This window comes from Achromobacter sp. ACM03 (genome assembly GCF_014851665.1).
Classification (GTDB): domain Bacteria; phylum Pseudomonadota; class Gammaproteobacteria; order Burkholderiales; family Burkholderiaceae_B; genus Achromobacter; species Achromobacter aegrifaciens.
The window spans coordinates 217,326-234,294 of record NZ_JACVAD010000004.1; the positions used below are offsets into that span (position 1 = coordinate 217,326).

The 16,969-nt window shown below is 65.0% G+C and carries 6 protein-coding genes; 4 read left to right on the forward strand and 2 right to left on the reverse strand.

The genetic code is table 11. The features are described 5' to 3' along the window. Nucleotides 1-179: 179 nt before the first annotated feature. The 4 genes from IB257_RS20315 to IB257_RS20330 all read left to right on the forward strand — a co-directional run bounded on the left by IB257_RS20315 (nucleotide 180) and on the right by IB257_RS20330 (nucleotide 15,552). Nucleotides 180-1,865: a ShlB/FhaC/HecB family hemolysin secretion/activation protein gene (locus IB257_RS20315; protein WP_192492724.1), complete on the forward strand. Its 1,686-nt coding sequence runs from the start codon at nucleotides 180-182 to the stop codon at nucleotides 1,863-1,865. 90 nt (nucleotides 1,866-1,955) lie between these two features. Next, the gene (locus IB257_RS20320; protein WP_192492725.1) at nucleotides 1,956-14,183 is read left to right on the forward strand and encodes a hemagglutinin repeat-containing protein; all 12,228 of its coding nucleotides are present in this window, start codon (nucleotides 1,956-1,958) and stop codon (nucleotides 14,181-14,183) included. Next, nucleotides 14,180-14,728, forward strand: a complete 549-nt coding sequence (locus IB257_RS20325) for an immunity 42 family protein (protein WP_217481766.1) — start codon at nucleotides 14,180-14,182, stop codon at nucleotides 14,726-14,728. The genes IB257_RS20320 and IB257_RS20325 overlap by 4 nt, the downstream gene beginning before the upstream one ends. Nucleotides 14,729-15,093: 365 nt before the next feature. After that, nucleotides 15,094-15,552 carry a hypothetical protein gene (locus IB257_RS20330; RefSeq protein ID WP_175181516.1) on the forward strand — a complete coding sequence of 153 codons (459 nt, stop codon included), beginning with the start codon at nucleotides 15,094-15,096 and terminating at the stop codon, nucleotides 15,550-15,552. Nucleotides 15,553-15,828: 276 nt separating this feature from the next. Here IB257_RS20330 and tenA read toward each other — a convergent pair whose 3' ends face one another. Both tenA and IB257_RS20340 read right to left on the reverse strand, forming a co-directional pair. Continuing rightward, nucleotides 15,829-16,491, reverse strand: coding sequence for a thiaminase II (gene tenA, locus IB257_RS20335; RefSeq protein ID WP_192492726.1), 663 nt, complete (start codon nucleotides 16,489-16,491; stop codon nucleotides 15,829-15,831). A gap of 82 nt (nucleotides 16,492-16,573) precedes the next feature. After that, nucleotides 16,574-16,963 (reverse strand): DUF488 domain-containing protein, encoded by a 390-nt coding sequence (locus IB257_RS20340; protein ID WP_054456960.1) that lies wholly within the window; start codon nucleotides 16,961-16,963, stop codon nucleotides 16,574-16,576. Between the last annotated feature and the right edge of the window lie 6 nt (nucleotides 16,964-16,969).

Below are 16,969 nucleotides of genomic sequence, written 5' to 3' on the forward strand. Positions count from 1 at the left end.
TTCGCTTAACTTGCGACAAATCTTGCTGACCAGAATTCGTGCATTGCGCCAAACAACCAGAACCGCGCATTTGCACGTAGTCCCTCCCAAATGAAAACGAACAGACCTTTGCAGGTAGGCGCAATCGCTGCATCCGCGGGCGGTTTCATTAAGAAAAATCCAGAAGCAATGGCTTTCATATGAAGCTGACCGCAGTGGCCTTGCTGGCGGTGTTCGCATCCCCCTTGGCAGCCCAACCCATACTGCCCGCGGCCGCTGACCGCGCCACCGAGATCCAGCGCCGCCAGGAACAGGAGCTCGAGGCGCAGCGCGCGCGCGCCGCGCAGCGTCCAGACGTCCTGTCCGCGCCCGAGGCGCCGGCCGCGGGGGAAGGGCCGCTGGTCTTTCCCGAGGAAAGCCGGTGCTTCGTGCTGCGCGAAGTGCAATGGGACTCCCCCGAACCGCCGTCGGCGCTGCGCCGCGCGGCCGAGTCCGCCATCGGCCCCTGCCTGGGCGGACAGGGTTTGAAGAAGTTGCAGGAGCATTTGCACGCGCTGCTCATCGCTCAAGGATTGATCACCGCGCGCGTACTGGTGCCGGAGCAAACCTTGGCCGCAGGCGAGTTGCAGTTGCGTTACGTGCCAGGCCGCATTTCGGCAGTCCAGAGCGAGGGCGCCGCGGGCTGGTGGCGCACGGCGCTGCCGACCGGCCCGGGCGGCGAACTGAATCAGCGCGATCTGGACCAGGCCTTGGAAAACATCCGGCGGCTTGGCGGCCAGGCCGATGCCACCATAGACGTGGAGCCAGGTCCGAGCGTCGGCGACTCCGACATCCTCATCAAGCCCGGCAGCGGCAAGCGCTGGCATGCCTATCTGGGCGGTGACAACGGCGGCATGGAGTCCACCGGCAAGGAACAGATCAACGCCGGCCTCACGCTGGATTCTCCGCTGTTCCTGTACGACCAGTTGTCGGTTTCATGGAACAGCAACGCCGCGCTACGCCGCAATGATGCCGGAACGCGCGCGGCCTCCATGAACTACAGCATTCCCTTCGGGTACTGGACGCTGTTCGCCGGCGCCAGCCGTTCGCGCTATCGCCAGACCGTGGCGGGTCTGGACGAGCCGGTCATCTACGGCGGCACCACCAAGCAGATCGAGGCGGGCGTGTCCGTGGTGCCTTATCGGGCTGGCGCCTACAAGGGCACGGTGACGCTGAAATTCCTGCGCAAGCGCGTCAACAGCACCATCAACGACGTCGATATCGACGTGCAGCGACGCGACATCACCGGCTATGAGTTCGGTTATGGGCATCGCCAGTACATCGGCCCCGCCGCGCTGGACGTAGGCGGCGGCGTGCGCGGAACGCTGCCGCAGTTCTCCGACCGTCCCGGCTACATCTACGGCGATCCCGACTGGAACGGGCGCAGCACCCTGCTCACGGCCAACGCCGGACTGCATCTGCCGTTCAAGGTGGCGGGCCAGCAAGTGGCGTATCAGGCCAATTGGCAGATCCAGCACGCCAAGACCGCGTTGGTGCCGGCGGACTACTTCACCATCGGCAATCGCTACGCCGTGCGCGGCTTCGATGGCGAGATGACGCTGGCCGCCGAAGACGGCTGGACGTTGCGCCAAGACCTGTCGCTGAACCTCGGCGATCTGGGTCAGCAGCTCTACACCGGGTTTGACGTCGGACGGGTCGGAGGCCCGTCGGCGGAGTACCTGTCCGGCCGCACGCTGATCGGCGCGGTGACCGGCATGCGCGGCCGGATCGCCCTGCCCGGCCTGAGCGCGAGTTACGACCTGTCGGCGGGTTGGCCCTTGAAGAAACCAGAAAGCCTGAAGACCCAGAGCACCGTACTGGCTGCGTCACTGATGTTCGAGTTTTAGCGTCAAGCGCGGCCGGGCCACGCCCGCGCTTCGCTCCTTGCGCCGCGAGTCCCGCAGCGCGCCACAAGAACCGACTACCGAGTGTGCCTCATGTCCAAATTCCGTTCCGCCATCGTGTGGCTCGTGCTGTACACCCAGGTCTGGACGCCGGTCCTGGCGCAGACGCTACCTATCTCAGTGGACCGGAATGCTCCGGGCCAACGGCCAGTGGTGGGCGTGACCAACGGGGTGCCGGTAGTGAACATCGCGCCGCCTACCGCGGGCGGGGTGTCGAACAACAAGTTCACGGACTTCAACGTCGGCCGCTCCGGCGTGGTGTTGAACAACAGCGGCGGGGCCAGCCAGACGCAACTGGCGGGCCAGGTCGCGGGCAACCCCATGCTGGGCAACCAGCGCGCGACGACCATCCTGAATCAGGTCACTGCCCCCAATCCGTCGCAGCTGGCCGGCGCGCTTGAAGTGGCGGGCAACCGGGCCAATGTCATCGTCGCCAACCCGGCCGGCATCACCTGCAACGGCTGCGGCTTCCTGAACGCGGACCGCGCCACGCTCACCACCGGCAAGCCCGCTGTCGGGCCGGACGGCAGCATCGGTCTGGACGTCGCGAGCGGCAAGATCCGGGTCGAAGGCGACGGCCTGCTCGGCGGGAACGTCGGCCAGGTGGACCTGATGGCGCGCACATTGGAGATCAACGCGGGCATCTGGGCGCAGCGCCTGAACGTAACGGCGGGTGCATCGCGGGTGGATTACGGCTCTGGCGCGGTGTCGGCTCGCGAAGGCGAGGGCGCCGCGCCTGCGGTGGCGCTGGACACGGCGGCACTGGGCGGCATGTACGCCAACAGCATACGGCTGATCGGCACGGAAGCCGGCGTGGGCGTGAACGTGGGCGGCAATCTCGTGGCGCTTACGGGTGATCTGGAGGTGAGCGCCGCCGGGGACCTGCGCATCACTCCCAGCGGCACCGTGCAGGCCGCGAAGAACTTGCAGATGGCGGCGGGCCGCGATCTTGAAGTGGTAGGCGCGGCGCAGGCGTCGGGCACGGTGGCTTTGCAAGCAGGCGGGCTAGCCGCGATCCGCGGGGCGGTGAGCGCGGGCGGGGAACTGGCGGTCAACGCCCTGGGCGACGTGACCGTGGGGGCGCAGGGCAGCCTGCAGACCCAGGACGCGCTGCGTGTGGCCGCAGGGCGAGACCTGGCCTTGTCGGGCTCGTTGCTGATGGGCGATCAGGATCTGAGCGCGCAGGCCGGTCGCCATGTGCGCGCCGGCGTTGCGACCCGCGTGCCGGATCCTGTGCCGCCCGTGACCGGCGGTTCGGATTCGGGCGGCGACCCGGCAACGGACGCTGGTTCGGGTACGGGTTCGGGGTCCGGCCAGGATGGTAATCCGCCGCCGGCGAAGTCCGGCGAGACGGCAGCGGGCGATGGCTCCGCGGGCCTGGTGTCGGCCAAGGGGACGGTGGCGCTACAGGCCGCACGAGACATCCAATTGCCGGGCCGCGTCGTCGCATCGCGCGAGTTGCAGGTCCAGGCCGGCGGCGAGCTTTCATCCGCTGCGGGCGCGAAGTTGCAGTCGGGCAAGTCGATGAGCCTGCGCGCGGGCGAAGACGTAAGCCTGGCAGGATCGGCGTTGACGGATGGCGCATTGTCCATCGACAGCGCGCGCGGCCTGAAGGTGGACGGCAGTGCGCTGGCCTACGGCGGCACGCTGCAGATGCGCAGTGGCGGCGATATCCAGCTGGGCGCCGCCAGCAAGACGCAGGGACGCGTCGTCGACGCCGTGGCGTCGCGCGACCTGCGGGCCGGCGGAACCATGGCGGCGGCGGGCGACGTCCGCCTGCAAGCCGGCCGCGATACGGCCGTCTCCGCGGCCATCGGCGCCGATGGCGACCTGACGCTGGAAGCGCGGGGCGGCATGCAGGTGAGCGGGCAATTGGCCAGCACCGGCAAGGCACGGCTGCAAGCAGGCGGCGACGCGGCGCTGACGGGTAGCGTGCGCAGCAATGGCGACCTCGACGTCCGGGCGGACGGCAAGCTGTCGCTAGATGGTACGGCCGGCGCCACGGCTGGCGCGCTGAGGCTGGCATCGGCCGGCGACCTGAGCATCGGCGCGGGCGGCGTGGCGCAGGCGGGCGGCCTGGCGGACCTGCGCACGGGCGCTGCGTTCCGGTCGGCGGGCGAGGTGTCATCGGTGCAGGCGTTGACGGTGGCGGCCGCAGGCGATGCCGCCGTCGATGGCAAGCTGCTTGCCGGAGGTCCGCTGTCGGTGGATAGCATCGGCAAGCTCGTCGCGGGCGCGGGTTCCATCCTGCAATCCGAAGGCGCGATGCAGTTGCGGGCGGGACGCGAACTGACGCTCGCCGGGGTTGCTGAAACCAATGCGGGATTGGCGTTTCAGGCGGGTCAGGGCATGCGCATCGACGGCAACGCTCTGGCGTATGGCGGTACCTTGTCGCTTGCCGCCGGCGGCGATCTGTTGCTGGGGGCTGCCAGCCGTACCCAGGGCGTAGGCATCGCAGCACGAGCCGACGGCGACCTGACCGCAGCCGGCGCCATGGGTTCACGCGCAGACATCGCATTGACCGCCGGCCGCGACATATCGCTTGCCGGCAAAGGTTCGACGGCCGGGAACCTGGATCTGCGGGCCGCGCGCGACTTGCGAGGCAATACGCAGGCGCAGTGGGAAGTCGAGGGCGGCGTGGCGGGGCAAGCCGGTCAGGATCTGGCGCTCGCGGGCGCATTGCAAAGCAATGGCGGCATTGAATTGATCGCCGCGCGCCACGCAACCGTGGATGGCACGTTGACCGCCGCCACGGGCGCTTTGCGCTTGGCAGCAGGGAGCGACCTGGCGATCGGCGCGCAAGGCCGCGTGGCGGCCAAGGGGCGTGTGGAAGCCCTGGCGGGCGGCGATCTGCTGGTCTCCGGCGCCTTGAGTTCCCTGGATGAATTGTCCGCGCAGGCGGTGCGCAATGCCACGGTGAGCGGCAAGCTGTATGCCGCGGGTCCGCTGGATCTGCGTGCGCGCGCCGATCTCGCCCTCAGCCAAGGCGGGCATGTGCAGAGCGACCGGACGCTGCGCCTGAACGCAGGCCAGGACCTCACATTGGCCGGCACGACGTTGACCGATGGCGGCATGACGCTGGAAGCCGTGCGCGATTTGCGCGTGACTGGTGATGCGTTGGCTTTCGGCGATCGCTTGCGCGCATCCGCCGGGCGGGACTTGTCGCTGGGCGCTGCCAGCAGATTGCAGGGCAAAGGCGTGAGCCTGGACGCGACCCGCGACGCGCGGGCCGACGGCACGCTGGTGTCCACGGCCGATGCGGCGCTGACGGCCGGCGGCGATGTCGCGGCCCAAGGCACGATCAGCGCAGACGGCAGGTTGGACCTTACCGCTGGCGGGACGGCGCAAATCGCCGCGACGGGTCGGATCGAGTCGGCTGATGTCGCGCGTTTGAGCGCCGGCGGCGACGTAACCATGGCGGGCGAGCTGCGCGGGAATCAAGGCGCGAGCCTGCAAGCCGCAGGCGACCTGAAACTGGATGGCGTGGCCGCCTCGGCCCAGGGCGAACTCGCATTGCGCGCCGGGCGGGATATGGCTTTTGGCGCCGGCAGCCAGGCGCTGGCTGGCGGCGCATTGAGCGCACTGGCGGGCGCCTCCCTGACGGCTGCCGGCATCGTGTCATCGCTGGCCGATGTGGCGCTGGACGCGGCCGCGGACCTGACGCTCAAGGGCCAGACCTTGGCTGTGGGCGATCTGCGATTGCGTACGGACGGGACGCTGGCTTCGACCTCGGACGCGCGCATACAGGCCGACGGCTCGGTGGTCGCGGACGCGGCCACGGCCGCGGTTGCCGGCCAGTGGATCGCCGGCCGCAGCGCAGATCTGCGCACCCGCGGGGACTTGAAGGTCGACGGTTCCGTCCTGGCGCGCGACGGCGCGCTCTCTGCTGTCAGCGGCGGCGATCTCGCGCTGGGCGCGGCGGGCGCGTTGCAGGCAGGCGGGCTGCTGGAGGCGCGGTCCGGCGCCAAGCTGATTCTTGACGGGACCCTCTCCGGCGAGAAGGACATCCGCCTGACGGCCACGACGGATGCGCTGTTGAACGGCAAGACGATCGCCAACGGCCTGTTGAACGTCACGGCTGGCGGAGATCTGCGCGTGGGCAAGGACGGGCTGGCGCAAGGCAGCCGCAGCCTGATGCTCGACGCGGGACAGGATCTGCATATCGCGGGCACCGCCGGCACGGCAGACGGCGCGGGCAGCGGCGGCACGCTGCGTGCACAAGCGGGCCGGGATCTCTTTGTGACCGGCGTGGTGACCGGCGGCACGCCGGCCAGCCTCGCGGCGCGCAGGCATATCGGCATCGATGGCACCGTCACCGCGCTGTCTGGCGGATTGACCGCCGACGCCGGAGGCGATCTGGAAGTCGCTGCCGGCGGCCGCATGCAGGCCGCTACGGATCTGTCCCTGCTCGCAGCGGGAGATGTCGAGGCCGACGGTACGTTGGCGGCCGGCGGCGCGCTGATGCTGCAAGCCGGCGGCGACGCCAGGCTGGGCGGCGTGGTGGCCGCGTTGGGCGAAACCGCCACGTCCAAGGCTGGCGACATGTCCGTGTTGGCGGGACGTGACCTGATCGTCAAACAGGGCGCCCAGGTGCAGGCAGCAGGCGCCTTGAATGCGCTCGCGGGCCGCGACCTCTTTGTCGCTGGCGCTTTGGCGTCGGTGCGCGACCTGGCCTTGGCGGCTGCACGCGATGCGCGAGTGGAAGGGTCCGTTGCCAGCGATGCCAATCTGACCATGACGGGCCGGAATATCGTAGTGGGCGCGAACGGTCTGGTGCAGGCCGCAAACAAGCTCGCCGCGACGGCGGACGAATTCCTGGACGTGGCGGGCAGCATGCTGGCCGGCCGCGAACAGGCCCTGACCGCGGGTGACCGCGTCAAGATTGATGGCACAGTCGCGGCACTGCAAGGCGACCTGTCGCTGCAGGCCGCGCGCGGCGATCTGACGCTCGGCGCCGGTTCGCAGGTGCAGGCGGGCGGCGTCCTGGTTGCCGCTGCGGGCGGCACGTTGCAGACGTTGGGGTCGGCTTCCGCCGGCCGCGGTATGACGCTGCGCGCGGCCAAGGACGCGCTGCTCGGCGGCATCATCGCCACGCAGGCGGGCGCGCTGTCCGCCAGTGCGGCGGGCGACTTGCGGATCGCCGCCGACGGCCGCCTGCAATCCGCGGCCGCACTGATCCTGGACGCAGGCGGGAAGCTCGCCAATGCGGGCGTGGCCGTGGCGGCCACGAATGCCACCCTGACCGCAGGTTTCTCGCTCGCCAACACCGGCGCGGTGCTGGCCGGCGGCGATCTCGACGTTCGCACCCAAGGCCTGCTGGACAATGCCGGCAGGCTGGCTGCGGGCGTGGGCGCGGATGGCGTGCTCAATCAGCCAGGCAGCTTGCGTTTGACGGCAGGCTCCATTCAGCATGCCGGCGCCAGTCTCGCCGGCAAGGACATGACGCTGACGGCCACGGACTCGGGCGCGGCGGCGGGCGATATGTCGCTCGCGGGCGGTACGCTGTCGGCCAACAATCTGATGACGCTGTTGGCCAAGGGCGATATCGACACCGCCGGCGCAACCCTTCATGGCGGCGGCCTGGACTTGTCCGCCGCCAACTTGCGCAACGCAGGCGGCAAGATCACCTCCGCCGGCGATGCCCGCATCGATCTGGGTGCGGGCGGGACGCTGGACAACACCGGCGGCCTGATCGCGACCGCGGGCAACGCGCGCATCAATGCGGGTACGCTGGACAACCGCGATGGCACGGTGGCGGGCGGCGACCTGAACGTCACCGTCGCGGACACGCTCAACAACCAGCGCGGACTGATCCAGGCCGATCGGACGCTGACGCTGTTGGCGTCCCGCCTGGATAACCGCGACACGCTGAATGGCACCGGCACGTCCGCGCGCGGCGTGTTGGGCAAGATCGTGAGCATCGTGGCCGACGGGGTGGACAACCGGGGCGGCGCCGTCAACGCGGGCGAGAGCCTCGCCATCAAGACCAGGGAGGTCGACAACACCGCCGGCGAAGTGGTCTCGCAGGGCGACGCGCGCATCGAGACCGACACGCTGAAAAACGTGCAGGGCAAGGTGTTGGCCGGCAAGAGCCTGGCCGTCATCGTCAAAACCCTGGAAGGTCTGGGGGTGGTGGAGTCCGCCGGCGATCTTTCCTTCGAATATGCCGGCGCGCTGAACCAGAGCGGCGACATCATCGCGGGCCGCGACCTGAACCTGGCGGTGGGTGGCGCCATGGACAACAGCGCCCGGCTCAGCGCCGGCCGCGACCTGAACATCAAGGCCGACTCGTTGCACAACCAGGCCACGGGCGAACTGCTGGCGGGGCGCAACAACAACCTCAACGTCACCAATGGTCTGACCAACGAGGGCTTGATAGACGGCGGCGTCACCAACATCAGGGCCGGCAGCCTGAACAACCTGGGCCGCATATTCGGCGACGCCATTTCCGTCGGCGCGGGTACGCTGGTCAACGACGTGGGGGCGGGCGGCGGGGCCGTGATCGCCTCGCGCGGCGATCTGGATCTGGGCGCCACCAACCTCGTGAACCGCGAGCATGCGCTGATCTACGCGGCGAAAGACCTGCGCATCGGCGGCGCGCTGGACGCCATTGGCCGCGCCGTCGGCCAGGCCGTGTCGTTGATCAACGCATCGGCCACCATCGAAGCCGCCGGCGATGCCCGCATTTCGGCCGCATCGCTGATCAACCGGAACGATCACTACGCCAACGAAACCGTGGTGGTGTCGTCCAAGCCCAAGGTGTACTTCACGCCAGAAGGCACGACGGACATGTACGACGCCGAAACCAACTGGCTGTGCGACGACGTCACGCCCATGTGCAGCAAGGATCCGGCATGGCTGAATGACGATCCCGAACGCAAGCTGTTGTTGCCGTCGACCAAGTACCCGGCGGATCGCTACGGCCCTCCGTTCGATTATGTGCCGCGCACCAAAGGCAAGGCGGGCCGGGATGTGCCCATTCCGCCGGCCTATGCCAAGGCCTACGACGTCTGCTCCGGCGGCGATAACGGCGGCGACTGCACGCAAGTGCCCGAAAAGTTCAAGTATGGCAACGATGCGCGCGTATGGGCGGTCTTCGGCGTGACTCCGCCCGCGGGCGATATGCCCGTTTGGCGGGAACCGGATCGTCCCTGCAGGACGAGTGCCGAATGCACGGCGGAAAGCGAACGCCGCAAGGCTCACGACGAGGCCTATGCCGCCTACAAGGCCCGGCATTTGGAACTGGACGCGCGCATCCACGAGTTCAACGCCGACCACGCCAATCGGTTGGTGGGCAATTTCACCTACTACCAGGTGACCGAAACCGTCACCGAATCGCGCACGACCTCCACCGATCCCGCCCGCATCCTGTCGGGCGGCAATATGACGCTGACCGGCGCCGTCACCAACAACAAGAGTCAGATCGCGGCGGGCGGCGCGTTGTCGATATCCGGACCGGAAATCAACAACATCGGCGCCGGCGGCACGCGCACCATCACCCGCAACGGCACGGCAACCGTGACGCAGGAGCGCCGCCGGGACCGCAAGGAATACTCCACTCCCTACACCGTCACGCTGGCCGCCCAGCCCATCGAATTGCCCATCGCCACAGCGGGCGGCAATGTGCAGGTCGGCCTGAGCGGCAAGACGCCCGGTTCTACGGCGATCGGCAAGCCGGGCGCGGTTCAGGTCGCCAGCCTCGACCTCCCGGGCGGCAAGGCCGTCCGCACCGTATCCAATCCGGCCAGCATTCCCGACAGCCAACTGTTCACCATCAACGGCCGGCCGGACGCGCAGTACATCGTGTCCACCGATCCGCGTTTCACGGGCCAACGCCCCTACGTCTCCAGCGACTATCTGTTCGACCTGCTGCGCCAGCCCGGCGCGTTGCCGGGAACCTCGATCGACAACACGGCAGGCGCGGGCGCTGGCCTGACGGGAGATCGCAAGCAGGGGGACAACCCGTCTGGCGGCGTCAACGCCAATACAGGCGCCGATGGCCATGTGTCCGGCGGTTCCTCGGGGACCGGGGTTGCCGCCGGCGGCGCGCTGACCGGGTCCCGGCTGGGCGGTTGGGCCGCGCTGATTCCGCCGGGCGCCAAGTTCCTCACGCCCTCGGGCCAACCTCGGCGCCTGGGCGACGGCTTCTATGAACAGAAGGCGGTGTCCGACCAGATTCTGGCCACCACCGGCCAGCGCTTCCTGGAGAACTACAGCGACAACGACGCGCAGTACAAGGCCTTGCTCGCGGCTGGCGCCAAGTTCGCGCTGGACAATGGCGTCAAGCTTGGCTCCGCGCTTACCGAGGCCCAACAGCGTCAGCTCACCACCGACCTGGTCTGGCTGGTGGAGCAGACCGTCACCCTGCCCGACGGCAGCACCGAGACCGTGCTGGTGCCGCAGGTCTACCTGGTGGTGCGCGAAGGCGACCTCAAGGGCGACGGCACGCTCATGGCCGGGCGCGACGTGAACATCGCCGCCGAAGGCAAAGTCACCAATAGCGGCACCATCGGTTCGCGGCAAGCCACCGTCGTCACCGCCGGCAACATCGTCAACCAAGCTGGCGGCACCATTCAGGGCGGCAGCGTCAATCTCGCCGCGCGGGAAGACCTGGCCAACATCGCGTCCCTGATCAAAGGCGACAAGGTCGCCCTGACCGCCGGGCGCGACATCGCGCTGACCTCGACCGCCGGTTCCGAAAACCACGGCAGCACCTGGGGCACGCACCTCACCGGCGTGGCGCGGGTAGAGGCGGGCACCCTCGACATGCAGGCCGGCCGCGACCTGACGCTGACCGCCGCGCAGGTCATGGTCAAGGACGACGCGCGTCTGCAAGCCGGTCGCGACATCACGCTGGCCACGCTGACGGAAAGCCATGGCGAAAGCATGGCGCTCAACCGGCGCAATCGTCATGACCTGAGCACCAGCAAGGAAATCGGCTCCGTCATCGACGCCGGCCGCAACCTGACCCTGATCGCAGGCCAGGATGTCAACGCTCGTGCGGCCGATGTCACCGCCGGCAAGCAGTTGGCGGTCGCCGCGGGGCGCGACATCAACCTGACCGCGGGCGTGGAGACGGGCTCTGCGCGCGACGAGGTCCATTACAAGACCAAGGGCTTCCTGTCCTCCAAGACCACCCACACGATCAAGTCGGGCGACTGGACGCAGGCGCAGGGCTCGACCTTCACCGGCGATACCGCCGTGCTGATGGCCGGAAGGGATTTGAACGTCATCGGCTCCAACGTCGGCGCGCAGAAAAACCTGGTCATGAACGCCGAGCGCGACGTGAACATCCTGCCCGGCGTCAACACCACGGACAGCTACGACTACAAGAAAGTCACCAAGTCCGGCCTCGGCGCGACGGGCGGCCTGAGCTACGGCAAACGCCAGCAGACAGACTCGCTCGATGGCAAGAAAGTCTTCCACACGGCCAGCACCGTGGGCAGCGTCGAAGGCGACGTGCTCATCAACGCCGGCAAGACCTTGAATATCGTGGGCAGCAACGTGGTCGCGCCCAAGGGCGACGTGACCCTGATCGGCCAGCAGGTCAACATCGCCGCCGCCCAGGACTCCGCCCGTGAAAGAGAGTTTCACGAGGTCAAGCAAAGCGGCCTCAGCATCAACGCCAAGAACCCCTTGCTTGATGCCATGCAAACCGCGAACCGCATGGGCAACGCCGCCGGCAAGACCGACAACAAGATCATGAAGGCCCTGGCCTTGGTGACCACGGGCGTGGCGGCGGTCAACACCTACGATGAAGTGATGGCGGACCCGCAGAGCGCGGGCGGCGTGACGCTGAGCCTGGACATCGGCAGCAGCAAGACCCAGACCATCACCAACCGCAACACGACGTCCTCGGTCGGCTCCAACATCGCGGCGGGCAAGGACCTCACCGTCATCGCCAAGGGCGCAGGCGCCGATTCGGACATCACAGTCACGGGTTCGCGGCTGTCCGCCGGGAACAACGCCTTGCTCAAGGCGGACGGCGACATCCTGCTGCAAGCCGCGCGCGACACCTACGAACAGCACACCCAGAACAAGAGTTCGGGCGCCAGCGTAGGCGTGGGCGTGACGGCGGGCAGCAACGGCGTCGGCTTCGTGGCGACCGCCGGGGCCAACGCCTCGCGCGGCCGCAGCGACGGCAAGGACACCACCTGGACCAACACCGAGCTGACCGCGGGCAATGTGCTGGCGCTGCAATCGGGCGGCGACATCTCCTTGATTGGCGCGACGGGCCGCGCCGATCAGATCATCGCCGACGTCGGACGGGACCTGCGCATCGAGAGTCTGCAGGACGTCATCACCTACGACTCCAAGCAGCAGGGCGGCGGGGTGCAGGGCAGCCTGTGCTACGGCTATTGCAAGAGTTCGGTGTCGGGCAACGTCTCGCAGACCCGGATGAAGAGCGACTACAAGTCGGTGGAGGAGCAGTCCGGGCTGATGGCGGGCGACGGCGGCTTCGTGGTGGACGTCAAGCGCAACACCACGCTGATAGGCGGCGTCATCTCCAGCAGCGACCAGGCCGTGGCGGATGGTCTGAACCTGCTGAAGACAGGCACGCTGGTGGCCGAAGACGTGAAGAACGTGGCGCGCTACAAGGCCGACCGGATCTCCCTGAGCGGCGGCAGCGGCGGGGCGGGGACGCCGGTGGCGCTTGGAGCCTTCGGCGAAAACGACTCCAAAACGCTCAGCGGCATCAGCGGCGGGACGGTGGAGATCCGGGACGTTGCGGGGCAGCAGGCGCTGACGGGCAAGAGGGCAACTGAGACCATCGCGTTGTTGAACCGCGATACGAGCGACACGTTGAATTCGTTGAATCCGATCTTCGATAAGGATCAGATCGAGGCGGGTTTCGACATCGTGGAGGAAATGGGGAAACAGGCGGGGCAGTTCTTCGAGAATCGAGCGGCAAAGGCGAAGGCGCTTGAAGAGGCCTTGAAGAATGAACCCGAGGGTCCGCGCAGGGATGAGCTGAAAGCGCAATACGAAGACGCCAAGAAATGGGAGGCTGGTGGCGACAGTCGTCGTTGGTTCACTGCAATAGCCGGCGCGGTGAGCGGCAACGTCACCGGCGCTGTCACCGAAATGGTGCAGGCGGTAGCGGTCAACTATCTGCAAGGGTTGGCGGCCACCGAAGTCAAAAAGTTCATATCCAATCTGGGCGATGGACCGCAAGCGGAAGCGGCGCGCGCCGCGTTGCATGCGATCGTGGGCTGCGCCGGGGCGGCGGCTAAAGGCAACGACTGCGGCGCGGGAGCGTTGGGGGCTGGAGCCGGGTCGGTGTTGAATGCTCTGCTGGGCGAGACGTCAAAGCTCAACCCTGAAGAGAAGGAGCAACGTAGCAACCTGATCCAGTCGCTGGTGGCAGGGATGTCCAAGGTGGCTGGCGTCGACGGCGCGGAAGCGGTGTTCGCGGCGAACAACGAGACGACGAACAACCGGCTTGCTGTCGATGAACATCAGTCTCGCTTGGCCGAGATGGAGGCGTGCGGAACCACGAAGTGCCGGGACGAGGTAACGGCAAAGTACAGAGAGATATCGACGCAGCGGGGTCGCGAACTCCAGGAATGCGGGGTCGACTGCGTTGAGATAGCGCATGAGCTCACGCAACGTCTGGCCGAATCCACCCAGCGTCAAGGAGAGCTGGTAGAGAAATCTAGAAGCGCTCAGGGTCTAAGCACTGCCGAATTAGAAGAGCTCGAAATCCTCCGTTTCGGGATGCCCTTGCTCGTGGCTGATCGCTTTACCGCCATCAAAAGAGGCATGGAGCGTGGAAGTGAGGAAGCGAAGCAGCTGTTTTGGGAAAGCCTGGCCGAGGAAGGGATACAGGGTGCGGCGGCCGGTGCTGGAGCGATAGGCGGGAGAGCGGCGAAGGGAGGAAAGGATGGTTCTACTACTGAGTCGGGCAAGGGGGGCGGTAAAGGAAGCCCGCTGCCTGTGCCGGAGCCTGTGCTTGCGTCGAATGGGTTGGTTTACAAATCGAATGACAAGCACACTCGTGGGGTGTTTGGGAACAGGCCGAATGCCGGATTAGAGCCGAGAAACTCGCTGGGTTTGTTTGAATCTTCCGTTTCCCCTGAAGAGGGTGGGAAGCATAGATATGCCAAGGATGAAAACGGAAATGTGCATCGGTTTTCGGACGGCAATGATGGAAAATGGCACTGGACGGGGAGTACCGCAGATAGAGATAACTCGTTGAACAAGAGCGCTATTCCTATCGATGTGAAACGAAAACTTGGTTTATCCGGAAAGTGGGGGTGAATGTGATTTTTGGTGATACATACAAATTTGCGATCCTTATGGAGCATATACCTGTTTGGGGTTCGAACTATCGGAATGGACTGTTTTATTTTTTTATCGGCGGAGAGATGTTTCCTGAAGAAATGCATACAGCCACTTTAGACGTGGATGTGTGTATGTTAGACGCTAAAAACGCACTGGTCTCTTTTCCTGAAAATCGCGAATTATTTGAGGCAGACGCAAAGGTTGCTTTCAATCATATGCTGGGATTGATTTCCCCAGAGCTAGTAGACGAGGACGCCGATGTTCCGGATGATTTTAATTCGTCCTATTTATATCAAGCAGCTACCCAAAACATCTACGATGCAGGATGTCATGTTTTTTGCGTTGCTTATGGCGATGAGGTGCGAATTATAGGCGCGAAAATAAGCCAATTTTTGAGAGATGCGACAGGAAGAGGCTACTGGTCGGCAGTTCCTAATATTAAATATTGGGATGTGTATATAAATAAGAGTGAGGTTGAAAAGATAATATCTGATGCCGTAAATCACTACAAAAAAATTTGAAAATAGAGTGTTGCGTTATTCTTTAGTGCCCAGGTGGCCTCGTTAATTTTTCCAGGCATAGGCATGCCTTTTGGCGAAAGGTATCTGTGAGGGAGGCCAGGTGTCAGTCCGATTTTTCAATCAAGTTTCGGCCAGAGGCAGGGGCCAGGGTGGGGGGGAAAATCTAGTCTTTCTGGAAAGCGAAGATGAAAGCGGTTTTGGTGATTCGTATAGGTTGGGATTCTCTGGAACATATCCCTGTTTGAAGTTGCTCCTTAAAAGAGCGCGATTGAAAGAGCAAGAGTCAGAGTATCGCCAATCGCATGAAGGCATCCTTCGTCGATGCCACCGAAAAAAAAATCTAGAAATCTGAGTTGGATAAAAGAATGAGCTTCAGCATGGATTTGTCCCATGAGGTACTGACGAGGTTTGACGAGGAGGGGTTGCTCGGAGAGATAGAAATCAATGGGTACAAGGAAAATTTCTTTTCTCCAGTGAGATTCTGGTCTCGCATGGATTATCTGAAGAGTTGGAAGAAATCACTGGATCAGGGGTTGCAAAGTCATGGGCATGCGGCTCTGGCAACCTCTATGTATGATCCGAATTCATCCAATTTCGTATTTTGCTGGGTAATTTATATTGAAAGTGAGCAGGCCTACATTCAAAATCATGTGATATTTTTGAATGAGTTGTCTGTTCCATTTGTTCCGGAAGATATAAATCTACATATTTATCCGAGGGAGGAAATCAGTGAGGATGGGATGAAGATTTCTCAGTGGAGCGTTGATACTGCCTCGGTTGCGCAGTTTTCTGAAATGTTGGGGAAGTGGATTTCAGAAAATTAAACAGTCCATCTGAAACGACACAAGAAAGATGCCGCGCCACCCGTCATGAAACTGGGCGTAATCCGGACGATAGGGTGAGGGTGTTTTAAACGGTGAGAGCTGGCGTATTACCCACTGCTGTAAGACTTCATCGGCCGGATCCAACTCTCCAGCAGCAATTGGGCGATGGCGGATGCATCCAACCCGCTGAAACAAAAACGCCAGGCATCAATAGCCTGGCGCTCAAGTGTGCCGCCAACACCTGGCGGCGGCGACTCCGAAATCGCTACCCTCGATTCAAACCGGCCACCCATCCTGCCGATACGCCGAATCCCAGAACATCCATTCCAGCTGCGCGGCACGCGTATACGCCGCGTGCATCTGCTCCAACGTTTCGGCGGACGCCTTTTCGGCGACGCGGTCGACCGTGGTGATGACTCGGCGCACCAGGGCGTGGAAGTCCTCGCAGGCATAGGCCTCGATCCAGGCGGAGTAAGGATTGGGCTGCGCCGCCCGCGCATGGATTTCGCGGCCGATTTCGGCATAGATCCAGAAGCACGGCAGCAGGGCCGCCAGCGCTACCGGGTACGGCGCGCTCCAGGCGGTGGCGATCAGGTAGCTGGTGTAGTGGTGGCAGGCAGGCGTGAGCGGTGTGGCTTCGAAGGTGGCGTCATCGATGCCGAACTGCTTCAGGAAGCCCGCGTGCAGGGTGCGTTCGGCCACCACCGCGCCCTTGGCGGCGTCGGCGAACTGCACCACGCCGTCGGCGTCGTCGGCCTTGGCCGAAGCGATGGCCAGCGCGCGCCCGAATGCGACCAGGTAGTGCGCGTCCTGGATCATGTAGTGCTTGAACGCGTTCTCGTCGAGCTGGCCGCTGGCCAGTTCGCGGTTGAACGGCATGTCGCGCGTGGTTTCGTAGAGTGTGGCGTTGCGCGCCCAGGCGTCGGAGCTGAAAGACATGGGATTCCTCAAGACAGACTGTCGGCGCGCGGTTGCGCGCCGGTCGATAAAAGCGGGCTAGGGTATCAAAGCATGCGGGGCGTCAGGCCTTGCGCTTGCGGTGATGCCGGACGTAGTCCTGCAGGACCTCGCGCAGCACGATGGCCTGGTTGTGTTCGGTGTTGCGGGCGCCATAGAGCAGGGTCAGCGGACGGTCGCCCGCCGCGTCCAGCAGGGCGGCCATGCGCGCCTGCTGTTCGGGTTCCGCCAGTTCGGCCTGGTAGCGTTGGCGGAATTCTTCCCAGCGATCTTCGATGTGGCTGAACCATTTGCACAGCTCCAGGGTGGGCGCGATGTCGCGGGCCCATTCGTCCAGGTGCAGGTCCGCCTTGCGCAGTCCGCGCGGCCACATGCGGTCCACCAGCGCCCGGTAGCTGCCTTCCGGACCCAAGCCCTCGTAGACGCGTTGCACGGCGATGGCGGACGGTTTCATGGCGGC